General features: G+C 46.8%; 24 protein-coding genes. 16 read left to right on the top strand and 8 right to left on the bottom strand.

The window, feature by feature from the left end; all coding sequences use genetic code 11:
• The first annotated feature begins 52 nt into the window (after positions 1-52).
• The 3 genes from THIAE_RS09340 to THIAE_RS09330 all read left to right on the top strand — a co-directional run bounded on the left by THIAE_RS09340 (position 53) and on the right by THIAE_RS09330 (position 2757).
• On the top strand, positions 53-676 hold the full coding sequence (locus tag THIAE_RS09340) for a TetR/AcrR family transcriptional regulator (protein WP_006460250.1): 624 nt from the start codon (positions 53-55) through the stop codon (positions 674-676).
• Positions 669-1472: a Cof-type HAD-IIB family hydrolase gene (locus tag THIAE_RS09335; RefSeq protein WP_006460251.1), complete on the top strand. Its 804-nt coding sequence runs from the start codon at positions 669-671 to the stop codon at positions 1470-1472. The genes THIAE_RS09340 and THIAE_RS09335 overlap by 8 nt, the downstream gene beginning before the upstream one ends.
• Positions 1473-1647: 175 nt before the next feature.
• Positions 1648-2757 (top strand): porin, encoded by a 1110-nt coding sequence (locus tag THIAE_RS09330; RefSeq protein ID WP_006460252.1) that lies wholly within the window; start codon positions 1648-1650, stop codon positions 2755-2757.
• A 439-nt stretch (positions 2758-3196) separates the two neighbouring features.
• Here the strand turns inward: THIAE_RS09330 and THIAE_RS09325 are convergent, their stop codons facing one another.
• A complete protein-coding gene (locus tag THIAE_RS09325) occupies positions 3197-3511 on the bottom strand; it encodes a hypothetical protein (protein WP_025299400.1) in 315 nt (104 codons plus the stop codon).
• A gap of 54 nt (positions 3512-3565) precedes the next feature.
• A complete protein-coding gene (locus tag THIAE_RS09320; protein ID WP_025299399.1) occupies positions 3566-4483 on the bottom strand; it encodes an RpnC/YadD family protein in 918 nt (305 codons plus the stop codon).
• A 211-nt stretch (positions 4484-4694) separates the two neighbouring features.
• Here THIAE_RS09320 and THIAE_RS09315 point away from each other — a divergent pair, with 211 nt between their 5' ends.
• Complete coding sequence (locus THIAE_RS09315) at positions 4695-4910, top strand: hypothetical protein (protein WP_006461112.1); 216 nt, start codon at positions 4695-4697, stop codon at positions 4908-4910.
• Positions 4911-4984: 74 nt separating this feature from the next.
• Here the strand turns inward: THIAE_RS09315 and THIAE_RS09310 are convergent, their stop codons facing one another.
• The gene (locus tag THIAE_RS09310; protein WP_025299398.1) at positions 4985-5890 is read right to left on the bottom strand and encodes an RpnC/YadD family protein; all 906 of its coding nucleotides are present in this window, start codon (positions 5888-5890) and stop codon (positions 4985-4987) included.
• A 408-nt stretch (positions 5891-6298) separates the two neighbouring features.
• Here THIAE_RS09310 and THIAE_RS09305 point away from each other — a divergent pair, with 408 nt between their 5' ends.
• Complete coding sequence (locus THIAE_RS09305; RefSeq protein WP_006460783.1) at positions 6299-6541, top strand: hypothetical protein; 243 nt, start codon at positions 6299-6301, stop codon at positions 6539-6541.
• Between the two features lie 126 nt (positions 6542-6667).
• Here the strand turns inward: THIAE_RS09305 and THIAE_RS10935 are convergent, their stop codons facing one another.
• The 3 genes from THIAE_RS10935 to THIAE_RS09295 form a co-directional block, all read right to left on the bottom strand.
• Positions 6668-6829 (bottom strand): hypothetical protein, encoded by a 162-nt coding sequence (locus tag THIAE_RS10935; RefSeq protein WP_239232377.1) that lies wholly within the window; start codon positions 6827-6829, stop codon positions 6668-6670.
• Between the two features lie 231 nt (positions 6830-7060).
• Positions 7061-7429, bottom strand: a complete 369-nt coding sequence (locus THIAE_RS09300; RefSeq protein WP_006460784.1) for a hypothetical protein — start codon at positions 7427-7429, stop codon at positions 7061-7063.
• Between the two features lie 29 nt (positions 7430-7458).
• Entirely contained in the window at positions 7459-8046 is a 588-nt protein-coding gene (locus THIAE_RS09295) for a class I SAM-dependent methyltransferase (protein WP_006460785.1), read from the bottom strand.
• An 86-nt stretch (positions 8047-8132) separates the two neighbouring features.
• Here THIAE_RS09295 and THIAE_RS09290 point away from each other — a divergent pair, with 86 nt between their 5' ends.
• On the top strand, positions 8133-8783 hold the full coding sequence (locus THIAE_RS09290) for a cupin domain-containing protein (protein ID WP_006460786.1): 651 nt from the start codon (positions 8133-8135) through the stop codon (positions 8781-8783).
• Positions 8784-8794: 11 nt separating this feature from the next.
• Here THIAE_RS09290 and THIAE_RS09285 read toward each other — a convergent pair whose 3' ends face one another.
• Together THIAE_RS09285 and THIAE_RS09280 are read right to left on the bottom strand one after the other, a co-directional pair.
• A complete protein-coding gene (locus tag THIAE_RS09285) occupies positions 8795-9400 on the bottom strand; it encodes a histidine phosphatase family protein (protein ID WP_006460787.1) in 606 nt (201 codons plus the stop codon).
• A gap of 16 nt (positions 9401-9416) precedes the next feature.
• Positions 9417-9965 (bottom strand): Uma2 family endonuclease, encoded by a 549-nt coding sequence (locus tag THIAE_RS09280; RefSeq protein WP_006460788.1) that lies wholly within the window; start codon positions 9963-9965, stop codon positions 9417-9419.
• A gap of 85 nt (positions 9966-10050) precedes the next feature.
• Between THIAE_RS09280 and rep the strand changes: the two genes are divergently transcribed.
• The 10 genes from rep to THIAE_RS09230 all read left to right on the top strand — a co-directional run bounded on the left by rep (position 10051) and on the right by THIAE_RS09230 (position 21878).
• Entirely contained in the window at positions 10051-12090 is a 2040-nt protein-coding gene (gene rep / locus THIAE_RS09275; protein ID WP_025299397.1) for a DNA helicase Rep, read from the top strand.
• A gap of 59 nt (positions 12091-12149) precedes the next feature.
• Positions 12150-12425, top strand: a complete 276-nt coding sequence (locus THIAE_RS09270; RefSeq protein WP_006460790.1) for a ribbon-helix-helix protein, CopG family — start codon at positions 12150-12152, stop codon at positions 12423-12425.
• Positions 12422-12769, top strand: coding sequence for a type II toxin-antitoxin system PemK/MazF family toxin (locus THIAE_RS09265; protein ID WP_006460791.1), 348 nt, complete (start codon positions 12422-12424; stop codon positions 12767-12769). The genes THIAE_RS09270 and THIAE_RS09265 overlap by 4 nt, the downstream gene beginning before the upstream one ends.
• Positions 12770-12788: 19 nt before the next feature.
• On the top strand, positions 12789-13952 hold the full coding sequence (locus THIAE_RS09260; RefSeq protein ID WP_006460792.1) for an iron-containing alcohol dehydrogenase: 1164 nt from the start codon (positions 12789-12791) through the stop codon (positions 13950-13952).
• A gap of 142 nt (positions 13953-14094) precedes the next feature.
• On the top strand, positions 14095-15033 hold the full coding sequence (locus THIAE_RS09255) for a Tim44 domain-containing protein (RefSeq protein WP_006460793.1): 939 nt from the start codon (positions 14095-14097) through the stop codon (positions 15031-15033).
• Between the two features lie 36 nt (positions 15034-15069).
• A complete protein-coding gene (locus tag THIAE_RS09250) occupies positions 15070-15552 on the top strand; it encodes a hypothetical protein (RefSeq protein WP_006460794.1) in 483 nt (160 codons plus the stop codon).
• A gap of 15 nt (positions 15553-15567) precedes the next feature.
• Positions 15568-16605, top strand: a complete 1038-nt coding sequence (gene truD / locus THIAE_RS09245) for a tRNA pseudouridine(13) synthase TruD (protein WP_006460796.1) — start codon at positions 15568-15570, stop codon at positions 16603-16605.
• Between the two features lie 99 nt (positions 16606-16704).
• Positions 16705-17250, top strand: coding sequence for a chemotaxis protein CheW (locus tag THIAE_RS09240; RefSeq protein ID WP_006460798.1), 546 nt, complete (start codon positions 16705-16707; stop codon positions 17248-17250).
• 83 nt (positions 17251-17333) lie between these two features.
• On the top strand, positions 17334-19547 hold the full coding sequence (locus THIAE_RS09235; protein WP_006460799.1) for a methyl-accepting chemotaxis protein: 2214 nt from the start codon (positions 17334-17336) through the stop codon (positions 19545-19547).
• Between the two features lie 51 nt (positions 19548-19598).
• On the top strand, positions 19599-21878 hold the full coding sequence (locus tag THIAE_RS09230; protein WP_006460800.1) for a methyl-accepting chemotaxis protein: 2280 nt from the start codon (positions 19599-19601) through the stop codon (positions 21876-21878).
• Positions 21879-21942 lie beyond the last annotated feature (64 nt).

Raw genomic sequence — 21942 nt, 5'->3', positions numbered from 1 at the left:
AATCGCTATAAATTCGTTATAATGACCGCTAAATAAACAGCCAACTTAGCCGATGGAATTAGACCCAACCCCTCACACCAAACGTGGTTATCAACGCCATGAAAAAATTTTAGACGCCGCCAAACAAGTGTTTGTCGAGCAGGGCTATGCGCGCGCCAGTGTCAATGAAATTGTCAAACGCTCCGGCGGCTCGTTAGGCACGGTCTATAAGTTTTTTGGCAACAAACTGGGTTTGTTTGAAGCCTGTTTTCAAAAAGCCACCTGCGAAGCCTTTGCCGACTTTGAAGAAAAAGGCCTTTGGGTCGATGACCTGCCCACCTCGCTGCGCAATTTTGGTCGCCAACTTCAGCAGATGATTTTTGAACCCGATGCCCTGGCGATTTATCGCTTGGTATTAACCGAGCAGGGCGCCGATCAAGCTGAAATCCAACGGATTTTTATGCAATATGGCCCCAATCGGCTGAATAAAATTCTGAGCCGTTTTTTAAGCCAACAACAAGCCGCAGGCCTGCTGCAGATTCAAGATTGCGAAATCGCCGCCTTTCAGTTTGTTGAAATGATTAAAGGCCCATTGCACTTTCGAGCGCTGTTTGGCGAAACCCTCACCCCGGCCCAATGCGACGCAGTACTAGAGCAAGCGATTCAGATTTTTTTGCAGGGCGCACAACATGATTAAACTGCTGGTGCTCGACCTCGATGGCACGCTGCTCAACCCACATCATGTCATCTCGCCGGCCAACCAAGCCGCTTTAGCGCAACTGCACCAACAAGGCGTGCAACTAGCGATTGCCACCGGTCGCCATTACCAAGATGTCTATCTGCTCACCCAGCAACTCAACCTACCGATTACGCTGATTACCTCCAATGGCGCGCGCGTGCATAATCCACAGCAGCAGTTAATTTACGAAAACCATATCCCTGCTGAATTGGTTGCGCAGGTATTAGCACTGTCTGCCGGATTTGCGGTGCATCGCAATATTTACCAACAAGACTTGTGGCTGGTAGAGCAGCCCAACGAACCGCTATTAGCCATTCACCATGCCTCTGGCTTTGCTTATCGTATAACCGATTTTGCCCAAATTTCCCATCGGCATATCGACAAGTTTTATTTTAATGCCAGCCCCGATGCGCTGGCGCCGCTCCAAGCCCGCTTAGAGCAACAACTCGGCGACCGCCTCTATATCACCTACACCACCGACATCTATTTAGAAGTGATGAACCAAGGGGTATCCAAAGGCGCGGCCTTGCAAGCCCTATTAACCCGCCACGGCCTAGACCCGAAAGAGGTGATGGCGTTTGGCGATGGCTTAAATGATGTCGATATGTTGCAGTTGGCCGGCCATCCGGTAATGATGGCTAATGCCCATGCGGGACTGAAGCAGGCCTGTTGCCACGCTGCCCAAGCGCCATCGAATGCCGAAGACGGCGTAGCGCGTTATTTACACACCGGGTTATTAGCCAACCAAGGCTAGACTAAGCCGTGGCAGCAGGGCTTGTTGCAAAAAAACAACACTTCTAAATTTTGTGTGGTTTTTTTGGGCGGGGCTTGCACTGGGTTTTAAAAATCCGTACCTTACACATCAAGCCGACAAATAAAAATAGTCGGCAGGTGAAAACCTAACTAACTTACTAATAAGGAAACACAGCATGAAAAAGAATATTCTTGCAGTTGCAATCGCTGGCGCAATGGCCGCACCTTTAGCCGCTAACGCTTCAGCTCCAACACTATACGGTCAAATGAACGTAGCCATCGATTCAGTTTCTGATTCTGGTTCTTACTTCGCTAACCGTAACTCACGTTTAGGTGTTAAAGGTTCAGAAGACCTAGGTAACGGCTTAAAAGCAGTTTATCAGTTAGAAACTACCTTAAACATGGCACAAGGTAACGGCGGTTCTGGTTCTAACACTGGTGGTAATAATGGCTGGGGCCAGCTACGTAACACCTTCGTAGGTGTTTCTGGTGGTTTCGGTACCGTTATCGCTGGTCGTCACGACACGCCATTACGTATGATTCAGCCTAACGATCGCTTCAACGATTCATTCTACCTAGGTAACAACACTGGCCGTTTCGGTGGTTTGAATGTTGGAACTCAAATAGATGGTGAAGATTTTGAATTAAATGGTTCTGGCGAAGATCGTTTAGACAACATGGTGGCGTATCTATCGCCTAACATGAATGGTTTCCAGGTTATGTTTGGTGGTATCACTAACGCTGCTAATGAAAAAGGTCGTTCATTAGGTAACGCATATTCTGCAGCAGTTCAGTATGGTTCAAAGCGTAATGGCTTATTTGCGGCTGTTGGTTTAACTCAGCGTACTGACGCATTATATGCGGCTGACGAAAACATTGACCAGCAAAACATCCGTGCCACTGTACAGTATGCTGATTCTGGCTTAGTCGTTTCTGCTATGTATAATCAGTTGAATACTAAGGCAATTGGCACTTCACCTACTAAGACCGATTTTGGTAATCACAGTAACATCGTCTTGGGTGCTGCTTACACTATGGGTGATTTCACGCCACGAGCTAAGATTGCTTTCGTATCTTATGATGACTTTGTATTAGAAGGTGATAAGTTCAAAACTAAAGATGCAACTAACTATGCAATCGGTCTTGACTATGCACTTGGCAAGAAAACTCGTACTTTCGTAGAATACGGTGTTCTTGACAAAAACAACGGTAATGGTGTTCTATCACGTTTAATCGACAACAAGTCAACTGACGTGTTCACTGTTGGTATCGCACACAGCTTCTAATTGGTCGTCGAGGCGCGTCCTCGACCCCTTTTGTAGCAGTGCCGCCTAACGGCAAAAAACCCCGCCCACAAAGCGGGGTTTTTTTATTCCGCAACCCTTCCCCCCGTCATTGCGCACCTCCCTCCGTCATTGCGAACACCGCGAAGCAATCTCCAGAGATCGCCACGGCCTCCGGCCTCGCGACGACACGTCCTGTCATTGCAAACGCAGTGCCACAACTAAAACTAAAACGCCCCAAAGCGGGGTTTTTTTATTCCACAACCCTTCCCCCCGTCATTGCGCACCTCCCCCCGTCATTGCGAACACCGCGAAGCAATCTCCAGAGATCGCCACGGCCTCCGGCCTCGCGACGACACGTCCTGTCATTGCAAACGCAGTGCCACAACTAAAACTAAAACGCCCCAAAGCGGGGCGTGATGGTCAGCACAGGTGAAATAAGTTACTGTTTGGGTTGCTCGTGTTTTTTGAGGTAATCGACCAGATCGTCAAGCGGTACTTTTAGCTTGGTCGCGGCATCTTTAACTGAAATGCCAAAATCTCTAACCATCGTTTGCGCGGCTTCAAGTTTACCCTCAAGTTTACCCTCAAGTTTACCCTCAAGTTTACCCTCAAGCCTGCCTTCTTGCATGGCGATGCGTTCTACAGATGTGACATAGGCCATTTGTTGTTCCTCCTCAATCTGGTCAACAAGGATTTTAAATTCGATGTCTAAATTATGCGGTAAGGTAATCATCCAGTCAAAGCGCAGTGCCAACTAAAACAACAACGCCCCAAAGCGGGGCGTGGTGGTTAGCATAGGCGAAATAAGTTATTGTTTAGGTTGCTCGTGTTTTTTGAGGTAATCGACCAGATCGTCAAGCGGTACTTTTAGCTTGGTCGCGGCATCTTTAACTGAAATGCCAAAATCTCTAACCATCGTTTGCGCGGCTTCAAGTTTACCCTCAAGTTTACCCTCAAGCCGGCCTTCTTGCATGGCGATGCGTTCCATTGAAGTCATGTAAGCCATCTGCTGTTCCTCCTCAATCTGGTCAACGATTTGTTTACATTGAATTTCTAAATTATGCGGTAAGGTAATCATCCAGTCAATAAGACGCAAAAGCTCGATTACCTGAACTTTTTCGTAACCACGCTGATAGAGTAAGCGAGTTAAACGAATCTTGGCATCGAATTTTTGTGCGGGCTGTTTATTTAGTTTTGCATGAAGTTGCGCCGCCACAATTAACGCAAAGACGTTATCGCTATGGTGCAGCTCGTCGAGACGGTCCTGCCAGTCTAAGAGTTTAACCATTGGGAATTCAAACAGAATACGACAACCGCCAAGCGTGAATTCGTAGCAACTGGGTCGAAAATTTTTATGCGTATCAGTCAGCACAGCGAGGCTAATGACATCTTTGGCGTATTTATCACGAATACGGTAGTTGTATTTAAACATCCTCTCCGCAAAATCCACTTCCGGCTCACCTTGCACCTCAACATGAATCAGCACCCAGTGGCTTTGCCCATCTAAAAAATAGACTTGAACTAATTTATCGGCATAGGTGCGCCCATTCTGGGCATTGGGCAGAATTTTTTGCAATTCCTTATCTAAAAAAGTCACTTCGCGCTGCCAGTCAATGAGGGCAAATACATTTGGAAATAACAGCGCTAAAAACTCGGGAAAACGCAGTTCCAAGGCTTCTTTCCACGGACTGTCATGGTCTTGATTATCGAGTAGGGGGTCGGTCATAGCAGGCCTGGTATAAGGATTGACTGGTAATAATTATACGTTATTTTACTTAAAATTATAAGCTTTAAGTTGTCTGCAGCGCTGCTAAGGTTTAAAGCCAAAACGCTTCAATGCAATTTCACCTAGCTTACTGTCGCTATTAACCTACAGGCTGCTCGTCATTTACTTTATGATAGAATGATGCTATTGGAGTGTTTCTGGAGTTCTATAAATGAGCACAATGAATATTGAAGTTTATAATGCGTTTAAAAAAGCGGGTGTTCCTGACGAGCAAGCTGTTGCAGCAGCAAAGGCAATCGTTGATGAGAGCCTGGCAAGTAAAGCCGATATTCAAACCCTAAAGTCTGAAATGCTTTTGCTCAAATGGATGGTGGCGTTTAATCTCGCTTTTACCATGGCAATTCTTTATAAGTTGTTTTTTGCGTAACAGCCTACGCCCTTAGTCCTTAAAAACAACAACGCCCCAAAGCGGGGCGTGGTGGTTAGCATAGGCGAAATAAGTTACTGTTTAGGTTGCTCGTGTTTTTTGAGGTAATCCATCAAATCATTGACTGAAACACTAGCTTCTTCAGCCGCCTCTTTAACGCTTAAATTAAAGCGGTTAATCATTTTCAAAGCCATTTCAAGTTTACCCTCAAGCCGGCCTTCTTGCATGGCGATGCGTTCCATTGAAGTCATGTAAGCCATCTGCTGTTCCTCCTCAATCTGGTCAACGATTTGTTTACATTGAATTTCTAAATTATGCGGTAAGGTAATCATCCAGTCAATAAGACGCAAAAGCTCGATTACCTGAACTTTTTCGTAACCACGCTGATAGAGTAAGCGAGTTAAACGAATCTTGGCATCGAATTTTTGTGCGGGCTGTTTATTTAGTTTTGCATGAAGTTGCGCCGCCACAATTAACGCAAAGACGTTATCGCTATGGTGCAGCTCGTCGAGACGGTCCTGCCAGTCTAAGAGTTTAACCATTGGGAATTCAAACAGAATACGACAACCGCCAAGCGTGAATTCGTAGCAACTGGGTCGAAAATTTTTATGCGTATCAGTCAGCACAGCGAGGCTAATGACATCCTTATCATATTTGTCTTGAATGCGATAATTATAACGATACATGCGTTTTGCAAAATCCACCTCTGGCTCACCTTGCACCTCGACATGAATCAGCACCCAGTGGCTTTGCCCATTCAAAAAATAGACTTGAACTAATTTATCGGCATAGGTGCGCCCATTCTGGGCATTGGGCAGAATTTTTTGCAATTCCTTATCTAAAAAAGTCACTTCGCGCTGCCAGTCAATGAGGGCAAATACATTTGGAAATAGTAGCGCTAAAAACTCTGGAAAACGCAGCTCTAAGGCTTCTTTCCACGGACTGTCGTGGTCTTGATTATCGAGGAGAGTTTCGGTCATAGCAGGCCTGGTATAAAGATTGACTGGTAATAATTATACGTTATTTTACTTAAAATTATAAGCTTTAAGTTGTCTGCAGCGCCGCTAGGGTTTAAAGCCAAAACGCTTCAATGCAATTTCACCCAGCTTACTGTCGCTATTAACCTACAGGCTGCTCGTCATTTTTTTATGATAATCCTTCCCCCGTCATGGCGAGCGCCGCGAAGCCATCTCTTGCCGAGTACGTCTGAAGGAGATCGCCACGGCCTCCGGCCTCGCGATGACACCAGCGGCCTCCGGCAAAAACTGACCTGCCAAATAGCTTATCGTCTATTTGCATTTCTGCGCAATAATTAGAGGTATAGGAAAATTTTGAGTTTTAGTTTTGTGATATGATTACTATTGGTAATTAGTTTGTTGGAGTCTATTATGTCGATTATTACATTTGATAAACTTGAGCTGACTGATATTCTTAAAAAAACTAACATTCCGCCCGAGCAGGCCGAAGCCATTGTTAGAGCGATAGCAAAAGCACATGATGGTATCGTCAGCAAAGACTATTTGGACTACAAAATCGACAAAGTGGATATTAAGATCACCTTTTTGCAATGGATACTAGCGATTAATACTGCAGCATTACTTGCCTTAGTTGGCAAATTCCTTTTCTCTTAGTGCGTTCCCTTCCTTTGTAATTGCTAGTTGCCCCTCCGTCATTGCGAACCCAACCCCCGTCATGGCGAGCGCCGCGAAGCCATCTCAAGATCGCCACGGCCTCCGGCCTCGCGATGACGCGACCTGTCATTGCGAACGCAGTGCCACCACTAAAATGACATCCTTGGCGTATTTATTACGAATACGGTAGTTGTATTTAAACATCCTCTCCGCAAAATCCACTTCCGGCTCACCTTGCACCTCAACATGAATCAGCACCCAGTGGCTTTGCCCATCTAAAAAAGTCACTTCGCGCTGCCAGTCAATGAGGGCAAATACATTTGGAAATAGTAGCGCTAAAAACTCTGGAAAACGCAGCTCTAAGGCTTCTTTCCACGGACTGTCATGGTCTTGATTATCGAGGAGAGTTTCGGTAATAGCAGGCCTAGTAGAAGGGTTAATTCATAACAATTATACGTTTTTTTACTTAAAATAGCTTTAATTTAAGCTAATCAACAGGCCTGCTTATAGTTTAATGCGTTAGGGCTGACGACCTGGTTGTCCGCCAGGATGGGCATTACGGCGATTTTCATCGCGGTTTTGCATGTTTTGGCGCATCCGCTCTTCACGGTTTTGGCGATTTTGTTCAAGTATTTCGTCACGACGTTGCATTTGTTCACGCGCTCTTTCGTTTTGTTTAGTCCCTTGCTCATGTCCTTTTTCGCGTCCCTGACCCTGACCCATTTGATGACGCTGATGGTCTCTTGGTTGTGTAGCGGATTCAGTTTGTGAACTACTGACCTCATTCGTTGTGGTATCAGCAAGACTTGGCATTGAAAAGCCGATGCTACCAACCAGAATAGAGCTGAATAATAGGGTGTGTTTTGTTTTAAAATGCGTTGTTATCATGTTGATGTTCCTTTTTTAGTGGTTTTTTATTACCTAGGCACTTTAACCGCTCGCGATATCGTGTAATCCTTGCCCTGCTTGACCTTGTCGTAATAGCCAAAAACTTCCATAAAATTACGCTTCATGTAATCGCGTAAACCATTAATCGTTACCACGACTAATTGCCCGCCAGGTGCCATCTGGGCATGAATATCGTTGAGCATAATGCTGAGCATTTCTTTGCCAACTTTGGCCGGAATATTCGATACCACGGTGGTGAATTGCATCTCTTTGGGTACAGCGCTGAGTCCATTCGATAGATAGGCTTTGGCATGATCAAAGCCATTTAAGCGCGCATTTTTGTTGGCATAATCCACCGCGACAAAGTCTTTATCAACCATATGCACTTGGCCATGCGGTGCTTTGGCCGCAATCGCGATACCCAAGGGGCCATAGCCGCAACCAAGGTCAAGGACAATATCGTCGGTTTTAATGTCGAGGTGGCGCAACAATAATTGCGTGCCATCGTCAATTTCACGTGGACTAAAAATGCCCCAGGTGGTTTTAAAAGTAAGAGGCGTGCCGAGTAGTTCGGTTTCAATGGTGAGGTCTTTTTTTAGATCGGCGATGCTGGCCATAGTTTTATTCACATTTGGTTAAAATTGCCTTCTATTATATGCGATGGTTGCCAAGATAACCGCTATCAAGGCTAAAAGGAGGCAGAATGGACGTGATTAATATGGATTTAAGCCAGCGTGTCGTGGTCAATACCGCTGAGCAGGCCTGGTTGGGCAGTCGTGCCGATGGCGTGCTGCGCAAACCTTTAGAGCGAGAAGCGGCCGAGTCAGGTCGCACCACCAGTGTGGTTCAGTTTATGCCTGGTTCGGCTTTTCCTCCCCATCGGCATCCACAAGGTGAAGAGATTTTTGTGCTGGAAGGCGTGTTTTCTGATGAGCGTGGCGATTATCCCGCTGGGAGTTATTTACGCAATCCGCCTGGTTCGCAACATGCCCCTTTTTCCAAAGAGGGTTGTGTGTTGTTTGTGAAACTGGAGCAATTTCAGCCGGGTGACTCTCAGACTGTGGCGATGAATACACAAGCGCAGGCCTGGCAACCGGGGCATGGTGGACTGAAAGTGATGGGCTTGCATCAGTTTGGTACTGAGCATAGTGCGTTGGTTTGGTGGCCGGCAGGTGAGGTGTTTCAGCCACACACGCATTATGGCGGCGAGGAAATTTTTGTGCTGGAGGGTGAGTTTATTGATGAACATGGTCGCTACCCAAAGGGCAGCTGGTTGCGAAGTCCGCACGCCAGCCGCCATCATCCGTTTGTTGAGCAAGATACGTTAATTTGGGTTAAAACCGGGCACTTGTAACCAGCTTGCGTTTAGCGCCAGTCGAGTTGGGCAAGTACCCGCAGTTGCTCGGGTTGGTTAGGGTCATAGCGCGTCAGTAGCACATCCCCCATCGAGGTGTTTTGGCCGGTAGCGAGTAGGATGTTGCTACGGTGGGTGCTTAAAATCCAGTTTTCGCCTTTGGGCTGTTCTGCTGCCGCGGCTAAAATGGCTCGGGTTTGCGCCGGGCCACGATCGCGATTAAAAAAGATCGAGTTAATCGGTTCCCAGACTTCATGGCGACCAAATGCCAAGTCGGCCGTTTCAGTACAGCGACACCACGCGCTTGATAAAATGCGGTCTAGCTTCACGCCCGAACGCTGAAAATGTTCACCAATTTGCCGTGCTTCTGCACGCCCTAGGTCACTGAGTTGACGTTGGGTAGAGCAGTCATCAAGGCGATAGCCGTCTGGGTCTCCGTTACCTGGCGTGGTGCGAGTGTGACGGACAAAAATCAGATTATGGCCTTGGGCAGCCAAACGCCAGAACTCAGCATTTTTTTCTGCGGCTAGCGCCTGCTGGCTGAGTAGCAGGCCTGGTGCGATTAAACTACTGGCAAAACTACCCGTAAGGGTTTTAATAAAATCACGTCGCTTCATTTGTATTTTTGTCCTTTTAATCCAGTGCTTTACGCACGCGGTCAAACACTAAACCAAAATCCAATTCAAATGCACAGTCACTCAGTTCGATAGGGCACTGACCATCAATAAAATCATTCACTTTAATGTAGCGACCATCCTTAAGCTGATAAACCTTGGCGATCAGTTTTGTTGGGTCAACCAAAATGTAATAAGGCACCCCTTCGGTTTGATAGAGTTCAAGTTTGGTGGTTTCATCTAGGCGTGCCGTCGAAGGGGAGAGTACTTCGATAATCAGTTCCGGGCGCTTAGTTAAAAACTTGTCGGGCTTATAGCATACGACCACCGTGTCAGGGCGTACCACAGTATCGTCATAGATACGCCAATCTGATTCCTGTAGTGGATGACACTTGGCACAGTTTTCAAGTTGTTCGTCTAAATGGCGGAAGAAGGCACCATTGACATATTGATGACTTATCACCGGCGCAGGCGACATGGCAACCGGAAATCCGCCAATTAATTCCCAATCGCCCTCCCATATCTCGTAATCTTTGACCGTATAGTTCGGAAAAAATGCAGGCTTCATTTTGGCGACTCCTTGAACTTAGGCCTCATGCCGTTGCAATATGTTTTATCATATTCTACCTTTTAAATCAGATGCTCAGCAAACAATGCACAGTTTAAACCCTCGTCAACTTGAAGCGGTGTTGCACATTGATACGCCCTTGCTGGTGCTAGCAGGCGCCGGCAGTGGCAAGACGCGTGTTATCACCGAAAAAATCGCTCATTTAGTGCGCAAGCACGACTATAAGCCGCACCAGATTTATGCGGTGACCTTTACCAACAAAGCCGCTCGCGAAATGAAAGAGCGGGTCACCAAACTGATGGTCGATACCCCGGCGAAAGGCTTAAATGTGTCCACCTTTCATAATCTGGGCTTAAACATTATTCGTCAGGAATATAAGGCGCTTAATTACAAAGCCAATTTTTCGATTATGGATGCGACCGATAGCGGCCAAATTTTGAAAGAGTTGATGAAAAAAAACGACCTGGATCCGGAGGAGCTCGCCGGTGTGCAGTGGGAGATTTCGGCGTGGAAAAACCAACATCTTGACCCGCAAATTGCCCTAGAGATGGCTGAAGACCCGTTAGGCCAGGCGCGTGCGCGGCTGTATGCCGCTTATCAAAAACAACTTCACGCTTACAATGCGGTCGATTTTGACGACTTGATCGGCTTGCCGGTGCGCTTGTTTAACGAACAGCCGCAAATTTTAGAAAAATGGCAAAACAAAGTGCGCTATTTGTTGGTCGATGAGTATCAAGACACCAACGCGGCGCAATATAAATTGGTGCGCCAGTTGGTCGGGTTAAACGGCAAATTGACCGTGGTGGGCGATGACGATCAATCCATTTACGCTTGGCGGGGTGCGCAACCGGAAAACTTGGCGTTGTTACAGCAGGATTTTCCCGGCTTGCATTTAGTGAAACTGGAGCAAAATTATCGCTCTAGCCAACGTATTTTGAATAGCGCTAACCAGTTGATTGCTAATAACCCGCACGTGTTTGAAAAGCGTCTGTGGAGCGAAATGGGTATGGGGGATCCGATTAGGGTGATTGCCTGCGCCAATGAAAACCAAGAAGCCGAGCGGGTGGTGTCGGAATTAGTGGTGCATAAATTTCAGTATCGCACTAAGAATCGCGACTATGCCATTTTGTATCGTGGTAATCACCAGGCCCGCTTAATTGAGCGTGCGCTGCGTGAGCAAAACTTGCCTTATATTCTATCGGGCGGCCAGTCGTTTTTTGATAAGGCTGAAATTAAGGATGTGATGTCTTATTTGAAGCTGATTGTGAATCCCGATGACGATGCCGCGTTTTTGCGCATTATCAATACCCCGCGACGTGAAATCGGCGCAACAACCCTGGAAAAACTGGCGACCTATGCGACCAACCGAGGCATCAGCCTATTTGATGCCACTCAAGAGTTTGGGTTAACCCAAATCTTGTCAGAAAAATCGCTCAAGCGGGTGCAATTGTTTGGGCAGGTGTTATTGGATTGGGTTAAGGAGGCCGAGTCGGTCGAAGGCGTTGAGATGGTGGCCTTTGTGCGCGGTGTGTTGGATAAAATTGAATATGATAACTGGTTGATGGAAACAGCCAGCTCAGTTAAAACCGCCGAAAAACGTATTGAAAACGTGCGCGATTTGTTGCTGTGGATTGAACGGATTGTTAAAAAAGCCGATGAGGAAGACGGTGATCAACTCAAATTAGCCAAGGTGGTGTCGCATATGACGCTAATGGATATTATGGAGCGCAACGAAGACGAAAAAGAGCATGACATGATCAGTCTGATGACCTTGCATGCGTCTAAAGGGTTGGAGTTTCCACATGTGTTTTTGGTTGGCGTGGAAGAAGAAATGTTGCCACACAAGCAAAACCTCGAATCGCCCGGCCTAGAAGAGGAGCGACGTTTGGCTTATGTCGGCATTACCCGTGCCCAGCGTTCGCTGACGATCACCTATGCCCAAAAGCGCCGTAAGTATGGCGAAGACACGCCTTGTGAGCCGAGCCGGTTTTTATATGAATTGCCACAAGAAGTGTTGCAATGGGAAGGCAAGCCTGGGGTCGAGTTAAGCAAGGAAGAGGTGAAAGCCCATGGTAATGCGCAACTAGAGCAAATTCGCGCCTTGTTAGCCGCCAAAGCCAAGTAGTCTATTAATTACGCTTTCTGTGTTACAATTTGTATTACGTATTGTACTGAGAGAAGGCTATGAGCACATTAACCTTACGTTTGCCAGAGAGCTTAGAGCACCAAATTCGTGATTTAGCGGCAAGACAGCAATTAACGCGTTCAGATTTTGCACGTCGTGCTTTGGAGCGCTTTGTGCAGCAAACGCAACAGGAACTTGCTCTGCAAGCGATGGTAGAAGCGACTCAATCTATTAAAACCTCCCCTCTATTGCAACAGCATATCGCCGAAATGAGTGATGAGTTTTCAGCCACCGAAGTCGAGCCAGATAAGGCCGCAAAAGGTTGGTGGCAATGAGTTTTGTACGCGCGGACGTGGTGCTCGCCCGACTCAATCCAAACCAAGGCGCAGAAATCGGCAAAATTAGGCCAGTCGTCGTGTTAACCGCAACACCATTGATTGCAGCGGGATTACCGGTTGTGATGGTGGTACCCTTGACCACCCAGTTTTGGCCAGAGTTGGCGGCTTTAAGGGTTGAGATTCCGCCGCGTGAGCGTCTATTAAAAACCTCCTATGTTGTGCTTGAACAAACCCGTTCGATTGATAAAAACCGCATTCAGTCTGATGTTATAACGCGGTTAACCCAGCCGGAATTAACAGAAATAGAATCCAAGCTCAAGCTGATGCTAGGGTTCGCGTAATGAGTTTAAGGGGTGTGAGATGAACAATTTTTCATTTGCGCAAATGCCGGCGATTGAATTTGGTTGGGGTTGTACTGATAGCCGATTAGCGGAATCCATTTTGGCGCAGACTCAAAAGCGACTGATGTTAATTAGCAGTGGTTATGCCGATCAGCATTTTGTGGAACCGCGCTTGCAGTCTGTGTTGGCGCAGCGTGAGGTGCATCGCGTCATCGTGCGCGGTGAACCTTCGCCTGACCTGGTGGATAAGCTGGTGGCGGGTGCGCCGCAAGACATTGAACTGGTCATAGGTTTTGGCGGTGGCAGTGTGTTGGATGCGGCTAAAGCGGTAGCGGGCCTGCTGCCGGAGCGTTATTCGGTGGTGGATTATTTAGAAGGTGTCGGTTGCGGGCGAACGCTGCAACAACAACCTGTGCCCTTTATCGCTGTGCCGACCACCGCTGGCACGGGATCGGAAACCACTAAAAATGCGGTGATTTCAAAGCTCGGCGAATACAAAAAGTCGTTTCGAGATGCGCGTTTACTGGCTAACCAGGCCTGGTTAGATCCGGCGTTTTTACCGCACTGCCCGAGTTCGGTGCTTTACCCAACCGCGATGGATGCATTTACCCAGTTGTTAGAATCCTATGTCACGCTCAAAGCCAATCCGATGACGGATGCGTTAGCTTGGCAGGGGATGCAGTTATTTCATGGCGCGTTTGAGATGATTAAGGCCGAAGACGAAGCGACCAAGCAACAAGGCTATGGTCGGTTACTTTTGGCGGCGAGCTTTTCTGGCATGACGCTGGCCAATGCCGGTTTAGGCGCAGTGCATGGACTGGCCGGGCCGATTGGTGCATTTTTTGAAGCACCACATGGCTTGGTTTGCGCTAAGTTATTAGCGCCGATTACCCGTTTAAATATTGAGGCCCTGTTGGCATCCGATGCGCCGCATGCAGCCATGACCTTGGCTAAATATTCACAGGTGGCCGAGTTATTAACCGGCAGCCCGGAATTACCAGGCCTGGTGATGGCTTTGGAGCAGTGGGTGGCCGATAAAATTCCACAAGGTTTGGCTGATTTTGGCTTAACCCAGGATAACCTGGCGCCGGTTCTGCAAAGTTGTCGGGCAGGCAGTATGCTAGGCAATCCGTTGGTACTGTCGGATCAGGCTTTAAGCCAGGCAATCTTGGCGGCACTATAAGGTTTGCTTGCCCAATACGGCTTGCCCTGGACGGGTTGCATAATCTATCCATCAGCGCTTGTGGGAATTTAGTCGTGCTAGGTGTCGTTTTTGTTATACTTTCGCAATGAAAAGTCGATCAACCTGATAAGGAGTCAGATCAATGAAAAACGGACTATTAGTCTTTGCCAGTTTAGTATTAGGGGCGATTTTAATTATGCCGCAGCCTGCCGAAGCCAAGCGTTTTGGCGGCGGTGGCAGTTTTGGTAAACAGCATTCTATGCCGGCTCATCAGCGCCAGCAACAGCAGCAGCAGCGTCAACAACGTCAGGAACAACAGCAACAACGCCAAGCGCAGCGCCAGCAAGCAGTAGCCAACTCGGGTGCTTCTCGTTGGTTGGGGCCTTTAGCAGGCCTGGCTGCTGGTGGTTTATTAGCTTGGATGCTGTTTGGAGATGGCTTTGATGGCCTGCAGTTTATGGATATTCTGCTGTTTGGCGCGCTTGCCTTTGGTTTGTTTATGTTATTCCGTGCTTGGCGTGCTCGTCAATCAGGCCAATATGCCGGTGCGGCTGGTGCAACACCGCAAGAGCCTGCTTCAGCCCCAACTCAATATCGTGAGGCGCCGACAGCAAGCCCTGTTAATCAAACCCAGCAATATGATCCTAATTATAGCGGTTCAATGATTGGTTCTGGCTTAGGCATCAATGCGTTACACAATGTGGCAACACCGAGTTGGTTTAACCCGGATGCCTTTGTAGAAGGGGCGAAACAGCACTTTGTGAGCGTGCAAAAGGCGTGGGATCAAGGCGATGCATCTGAAATTGAAAGTTACTGTACGCCAGAATTATTCGCTGAGCTCAAGTCGATGATGGATGAAATCGTGGTGGGTGAAAACTACACTGAAATTGATACCTTACACAGTGAGTTAGTTGATCAGTCGATTGATGGTGATTATTTTGTGGTCAGCATTCGTTTTAGCGGGTATATTAAAGAAAGCCGTGATGACGATGCCCATGCCTTTAATGAAATTTGGCATATTCGTCGTTTACAGGCAGGTGAGGGTAACTGGCAAATTGCCGGTATTCAGCAACAGGCTTAATCAATTGGCTTAGTGATGTCATTTAGGAGCAGCGCCATGAATTGTCAGGGAATAGTTAAACGCATTTCACTGCCGGTCATGGCGTTGTTCGTTACGGTGGGTTTAGTAACCTTACCTGGTTGCTCTCAACAGGGGCCGTTAAGTATTGATAGTGCCCAAGTTTTGGTGAATGTTGATCGAGGTTCGGGTAACTTTAACCGCGTGTTAGAGATTTGTTTAAACGAACCCTTAAAGGTTCGTAAATCTATCTATCACACCATGAGTATTGAAACCTTTGATGGTTATCAGTTGGCAGGTGGCAGTTGGTTGCGCCATCAAGCGTCGGATCCTACTAATCCCTGTCAATTACGTAATTTTTATTTATATCTAGGCCGTGATGATCCGCCCGGCTCTCGTCAATTTATTGATGACTATATTCGACCAGGCAATATTAAGCGTTTAGAGCTTAAACTCTATCTAGACGATCCTGCCGAGCCTGGTGTCTTTCCTATTTCACAACGGGTGTTTGAAGACATCTAATCTATTGGACTTTGTATGTCGCACATAGCACAACTCCCCTATGCGTTTGGTGGTCCTTTGGGCTGTGCGCAACTTAAGCAAACACCTGCCGATTTTCAAGTTGAAGAAATCCTATCCTATCCATTAACCGGTCAAGGTGAACATCTGTGGCTGTGGGTTGAAAAGGTCGGTCAAAACACCGACTGGGTGGCACAACAATTGGCTAAGTTAGCCAATATTCGGTTGCGTGATATCGGGTTTGCTGGTTTAAAAGACCGTCATGGCATCACCCGCCAATGGTTTAGTTTGTATTTGCCTGGGCAAGCCGACCCAGCATGGGCGCAGTGGCAGATTGAAGGGGTGACGATTTTGTCGTCTACACGTCATCAACGAAAATTACAAACTGGCGGATTAAAAGGCAATCGCTTCATTATTCACTTGCGCGAGGTGACGGCTGATCCTGCTCAGATTGATGCGCGGCTACAACAGATGGCCGTCGCCGGTGTGCCCAATTACTACGGCCCGCAGCGCTTTGGGCGCAATGAACATAATTTGGTGATGGCGCAGCGTTTGTTTGCCGGGGAGTTGACGCGTTTAAGGCCGGCACAGCGCAGTTTGTATATTTCCGCCGCACGTTCTTTCCTTTTTAATCAAGTGCTTGCCGAGCGAGTGCGGCAGGGGTCTTGGAACCAGGCCTGCTTGGGTGATGTTTTTCAGCTTGAGGGTTCAACCAAGTGGTTTGCAGACGATGCCAGTGCAGATTTAGCCCAGCGCGTGCAGGAGTATGATCTTCACCCAACCGGGCCTTTAGTGGGAGTGGAGCCATCACCTGCGACGTCTGTAGCACTGCAATTGGAAACGGCTGTGTTACAGGATTACCAGACCTGGTGCCAGGGTTTATATGCGTTACAGCTGAAAACCGGCCGACGTGCATTACGCCTTAATGCACAGGCGGTTAGCTGGCATTGGTTGCAGGAAGCGGAACAGTCAATGCCTGATTTGGTGATTCAATTTGAGTTAGCGGCAGGGCAGTATGCTACCGTGTGGTTGCGCGAAGCAGTTGAATTAAGCTAAAGCATTAATGTTTTATGATATATTCTGATAATATAAAAAAATTAAATCAAATTATAAAAGTCTAATGTGTGTAAGTCGTTAAGACCAAAGGAGAAGCTCATGCAGGGAATGGAAGAAAATCAAGCAATTGACCATGATCTAGATAATAACCTAAACGATCAGTTTTTAACTTTTGTCTTGGGTGCCGAAACCTATGGTATCGACATATTGCGTGTGCAAGAAATTCGTGGTTGGGAACCGCCCACCTCGCTTCCTAATACTCCCGATTACATTAAGGGCGTCATTAATATGCGTGGTGCGGTGGTGCCGATTGTTGATCTTCGCCAACGCTTCAAAATCGGTGAGATGGTTTACAACGATTCAACGGTTGTGATTATTACCCACTTTAATTATCAAATTCCTGAAAGTGACGAGGTTATTCAGAAGACCATTGGTTTAGTGGTGGATGGCGTATCTGATGTGCATGATGTCAACCTCGCCGAACTTCAGTCTGCGCCAAGCTTTGGTGACACCAAGCGAGTGAGCGGAGAATTTGTGAAAGGCTTGGCCACGCTAGATCACACCATGATTATCATTTTGAATGTGGATTTGATGATCAATCAAGGTATATATGAAGAAGTGCGTCAGTTTTTAATGGCGGCTTAACGCACTATTATTTGACCTGCTTGATAAATAACATAATTAAATAAAGAAACTAGAGGATGGCAACATTCGTTGCTAAGTAATTTATGACAATAAAAGCGCGCTTAATATTATTGGCGGCAGTGAGTTTGGCTGCCCTAAGTATTGTTGGTTTGGTTGGCCATATTGGCATGGACAAAACGACGAAATCTATGGTTTATATTGAAGACCTTTCGCAAATGCGTTCGCTATCCAATGTTGATAGTTTACTTTTACGCAATCACAATCAATATCTCTTAACGCTACAGCATGATCCTGGTCAGCCACATATAGTCGCTCTGCATGATCACCCGACTGAGATGCATCTTGAACATATGCACCGTATTCATCAACGCATAGACGAACAATTGCAAGCATTTGCAGCCTTCCCACCTTCTAAAGAGTTTTTGCCTCAGGCGCAATCTTTTCTTAATTTAACTCAACGTTATATCGAAGAAACTAAAAAAGGTATTGTGTTGTATGAGCAAGAGCGTTTTCATCAGGCCAACATCCACCTGTTAGAAGTGCTAAACCCTTTGTTAAATGAAACTATGGACAATTTACAGGCGTTTAGAGCTGGTTTAATAGAGCACTCATCGATCATGACTGCCCAGTCAGAGCGCCAAGCTGCAACACTAAGCTTAACCTTGATCCTCGTATCTATTTTTGCTTTTGTTGTGGTTGGACTGTTAGCCTTAGCGGTGATTAGAAATGTGCGGATAGGGATTGAGTCCACCGTAACCAAGGTATCAAATATTTCTAAAACGATGGATTTTTCGGTTCGGTTTGATCAGCGTAGCGATGAGTTGAACAAGATTGGTCAGAGTCTTAATACCATGTTGGCTGAGGTTCAAGCGGCGATAACAGAAACCAATGTGGTAGTCGGCGCGATTGCACAGGGTGATTACTCCAAACGCATTAAGACTGAATTAGTAGGTGACCTTGCAAATTTAAAAGACGGGGTGAATGGGTCAGCCGAAAACGTCGCGTTTATGATGAGCGAACTGGATAAGGTGATGGACGCCTTATACGAAGGGCAGTTTGATACGCAGATGGATCCTAAGGTACCAAAAGCCTTTAGCTCAAAAGTAGAAAATGCCTTGTCTAGCATTAACGGTGTGATCGAAAACATCAACCGTGTGATGGATAAGATGAGTAATGGTAAGTTCCGCCACCGCGTTGATGTAGAAGCCCGGGGTCAACTCGCGGTGATGAAGAGTAATGTAAATTCAGCTATGGATGGGCTAGAGCATGCCATGGCAGATATTACTAGGGTCGTCGTCGCTCTATCGCAAGGTGATTTAACTAAAACCATTGATAGTCAGTACCATGGTGAATTACGGGTGCTAACTGAAGCGGTTAATAAAAGTGTAGCTAAACTCGTTGAAGTGGTCGCTGTAGCGCTTGATGCATCCGAATTGGTTAACCATGCTTCTCTAGAGGTTGCACAAGGTTCACTTGATTTAAGTGATCGGGTGCAGCAGCAGGCTGCGGCGATTGAGCAAAGCACCGCTACGATGGAAAGCTTTAGTCATGCTGTACAGAATAATGCCAAGCAGGCTGCTGAAGCGACAGAAGTTGAGCGTCAAGTTGAGCAGCAATCTAAAACAGCGGCTGCGGTAATGAAGCAGACTATCGAGTCTATGGCAGCTATTCAGGCCTCAAGTCATAAAATATCTGAAATTGTTAGTTTAATTGATGGCATTGCGTTCCAGACTAACCTCTTGGCGCTCAATGCCGCCGTGGAAGCGGCGCGTGCCGGAGAGCATGGCCGTGGTTTTGCAGTGGTAGCAGGTGAAGTGAGGGCATTAGCGCAAAAATCAGCCGAGGCTGCCAAGGATATTACGGCGTTAATCAATGAAAGTGTTCAGCGCATTGATCAAGGTACGCGTTTAGCTAATGAGTCTGGTGATGTGATTTTAAATATAACGGGTGCTATTGAAAAAGCGGCACAAATGTCTGAGCAAATAGCACAGGCCTCCATTGAGCAGGCTGAGGGTGTTAAGCAGTTGCAGTTGGCGATGAATCAGATTGATGAGGGTACGCAACAAAATGCCGCCTTGGTTGAAGAGACATCTGCGGCGGCTGAAAGTATGCGCGAGCAAGCAGATTTGCTGACTGAACAAATGCGATTTTTTCAGACGCGAGATAAAACCGCTGCACCGGCATTAGCATCTCCCAAGTCAGCAAATTTGCCGAATAAAACCCTATCAAAACCCGTAAAGGTCGATAACAAAAAAGTATCTGAGCCTGCAAAAGAAGACGAGTGGGCAGAGTTCTAAATGCTGTATTTGGTAAAACACTCTAAATTACATATATAAGGTGGGTGAAAAATGCAAATGCTTAATCGCTTAACAATTAAATCAAAATTAATAGTGTTTGTTTTGTTGATGGTGCTAGCTTTGTTATTCAGTGGGATTAATGCGGTGCGCGGTTTTGTGCTCTGGTCTGATGGTATGCAAAATTTTTCAGAGGTTCGTTTACCAAGTGTTGTATCGCTTGGTGTTTTAAATACTGAAAGAATGAATATCCGAGCACAAACCTTGGATGTATTTCGTCATACAAACTATGCCGATGCCCCAGAAACACTCAAAAATATTCAGCAGCAACGTGTCCAATCGTGGCAGGTCATTGATGAATATTGGGAGCGCTTTGCCGCAATTCCAAAGCAGTCAGCGCAGGGTGCGCAAATGTTTGAAAGGTTACAACAAGAGTACCAGGCCTGGCGGGCTATTTATGTTGAGCTAGATGATCAGATCGATAAGATGATTAAGGCGCGTTCGCAATTTGAATTGAACCGCTTAATGGCCGACTATGAGGCGACGGTGCTAAGAATGGTGCCGCTGTCTAATGCAATGGGCAGTAGCTTTGAGGCGATTTCCAAACAGAGTGAGCAGACTGGTTTGGCGCAGGCTGCAGAAGCCCTTGCGGTTGCTAATGAGAAAAAGGTTACCATGACCGTCACGTTAGTGATTGCGATTATCTTGGCCATTTTGATTGGTACGGTGCTTATTCGTGTGATCACTATGCCCTTGTCTAATATGGTGCGCACGCTACGTAAGGTAGATGAAACCGGTGATTTTTCAGCCAGATTGAACCATGATGCCCAAGATGAAGTGGGTCAAGCGGCTAATGCGCTGAATAATTTGCTCTCGAATCTTCAAGAGTCGATTACTAACACCAACCATGTAGTAAAAGCCCTTTCGAATGGTGATTTCTCTGAGCGTATATCTGGAAATTATCGAGGTGATCTAGCTGTATTGCAAACGGGTGTTAATGACAGCGCAGACTCTATTTCTGCAACCATTAAAGCTCTCTCAACGGTTATGAACGCACTGTCCTCAGGTCAGTTTAAAGTAAGTGTCAACACCGACTTGCCCGGCGACTATGGTTTGTTGATGACAAGTGTTGCTAATGCTACGACAGCCTTAAATACTTCTATTGATGATATCGTCAGCGTTATGACTAAAATGCGTGAAGGGGATTTTGATGTTCGCGTTAAGTCTGATGCACAGGGCGAATTATTGACCTTGAAAGATATGATTAATGAGTCGCTTGATGCCCTAGCTAATGCGATTACTTCGATTACGCAATTGGCCGTGGCACAGTCCAAAGGTGACCTAACTAAAACTATTCAGGACACCTATCCAGGTCAGTTGGGGGTGCTGAGTGATGCGGTGAATGAATCAGTTGTTAAGCTAAGTGAAATTGTGTCCTTTGCAGTAAGTGCAGCCGATTCAGTGAATCATGCCGCCGTTGAGGTGGCACAAGGGTCGCTTGATTTAAGTGACCGAGTGCAAAAGCAGGCGGCAGCCATTCAGCAAAGCTCTGCCACGATGGAGGAGTTTAGCGCGGCGGTACAAAATAATGCTCAGAACGCCACTGAGGCAACTCATGTTGAAAAACAAGTGGAAGCTAAAGCGAGCCAAGCGTCTGCTGTAATGAAGCAAACTATTGAAGCGATGACCGCGATTGAGCAATCCAGCCATAAAATCGCTGATATTGTCACGCTGATTGATGGTATTGCCTTCCAAACTAATCTCTTAGCCTTAAACGCAGCGGTTGAAGCTGCGCGTGCTGGCGAGCATGGTCGTGGCTTTGCCGTGGTAGCCGGTGAGGTGCGCGCGCTTGCACAAAAATCGGCCGAAGCGGCTAAAGATATCACCGCATTAATCAATGAGAGTGTGACGCGCATTAGTCAAGGCACTAAACTGGCAGGTGAGTCCGGGCATGTTATTGACGAAATTACTCATGCAATTGAACGCGCCACCCAGATGTCTGAAGAAATATCTCACGCTTCTCAAGAGCAGGCAGAAGGCGTTAAGCAACTGCAAGCGGCACTTAACTCTATTGATCAGGGTATCCAACAGAATGCCGCCTTGGTTGAAGAGACATCAGCAGCGGCTGAAAGTATGCGCGAGCAAGCGGATTTGCTCAGTGAGCAAATGCGCTTCTTTAAGATTAACCAACAGTCACGCAAGTTAGATGCCCGCTTAAACTCGCCCTTAGCTTTAAGTGCGAACTCAAGCATGAATGCTTTACCTGTTAAGCCAAAGCCTGCAACAGCGCAAGCAAAAGCACCGGCAAGTCAGGATGAGTGGGCCGAGTTTTAGCCTCATTATTGATATGTTCGTGCATAAAAAAACCTGCTACTTCGCAGGTTTTTTTATTTTGCCA

Origin of the sequence: Thiomicrospira aerophila AL3, from assembly GCF_000227665.2 — a bacterium.
GTDB lineage: Bacteria > Pseudomonadota > Gammaproteobacteria > Thiomicrospirales > Thiomicrospiraceae > Thiomicrospira > Thiomicrospira aerophila.
This window is presented reverse-complemented; position numbering and strand designations above follow the sequence as displayed.